Here is a 1,226-nt window from a genome sequence, read left to right as displayed (position 1 = left end):
ACGATGACGGGGACGGGCCCGGACATTTCGATCACCCCGGTGCCGCGGCCACCTCTGACAGTTCCCACGCCTCCCCCACAGCCACTTTTTGTCGATGGCTTAGTTGTCGCCAATGACGGCAGTAACTATTTAATCGGCAGCTTATTCAATGACACAATTTCCGGGCGTGGCGGCGACGACACGCTTCTGGGTAGGGACGGAGACGATGTACTCAGGGGCGAGGACGGTAATGACTCTCTCAACGGTGGCGCTGGTAAAGATATTGTTGAGGGCGGGCGCGGCAATGACACGGCGCGGGGCGGCAAAGGCGATGACTTGGTTTCTGGCGATCAGGGCGATGACGTAGCTTTTGGCGACCAGGGCAACGATCTTGTCTTGGGTTCTGAAGGCAACGACACGCTGTACGGCGGTAAAGGCAATGACTGTCTGCGCGGTGGTGGCGAGGACGACCTGATTTTTGGCGACAAGGGCAATGACAGTGTTTTTGGCGACACGGGTAACGATTGCCTAATCGGCGGCGCTGGCAATGATATTTTGTTGGGCCAGGAGGGCGGGGATGTCATCACCGGCGGTGTTGGTAACGATACTGGTGATGGCGGCGAGGGTGATGACCTGATCTTCGGAGGCGACGGCAATGATTCTTTGTCTGGAGGTGCTGGGGATGATATTCTTTCGGGCGATCGCGGATTGGATACTCTCACAGGAGGCGACGGATCGGATATCTTTGTTCTCGGTAGGGTGGGCACGTCGGCTGGTAGCAACGGGTTTCTCACTACTGGGGGCCGCGAAATCGGCGATGCTGATGTAATTAGAGATTTTAATCCGGGAGATTTGATCGGTCTGGCTGGAGGTCTGAACTTTACAGAGTTAGAAATTTTCCAGGGCCAAGGCTCGAATTCTAGCAACACGATTATTAGGGACAGGCGAACTGGGGAATTTTTGGCGGTATTGATTGATGTTCGATCGACCTCGCTAGATGAATCTCGATTCACTACAGCTCAAATACCGCGCGTAAACGACAATCCCTTCACCATTGAGGGAACAACCACAAGCCCCACAACGGGAACAACCACAAGCCCCACAACGGGAACAACCACAAGCCCCACAACGGGAACAACCACAAGCCCCACAACGGGAACAACCACAAGTCCCACAACGGGAACAACCACAAGTCCCACAACGGGAACAACCACAAGTCCCACAACGGGAACAACCACAAGTCCCAC

The 1,226-nt window shown here is 55.1% G+C and carries 1 protein-coding gene; it reads left to right on the top strand.

Translation table 11 applies throughout. From position 1 onward, the window contains the following. Window positions 1-1,226 (top strand): calcium-binding protein (locus QUA04_RS04990; protein ID WP_333254348.1); only part of this gene is annotated, 1,226 nt, incomplete at both ends.

The organism is Microcoleus sp. S13_C5, from assembly GCF_036700845.1.
Classification (GTDB): domain Bacteria; phylum Cyanobacteriota; class Cyanobacteriia; order Cyanobacteriales; family Microcoleaceae; genus Microcoleus.
The sequence above is the reverse complement of the archived record's forward strand: the minus strand, read 5'-3'. Positions and strand labels throughout refer to the sequence as shown.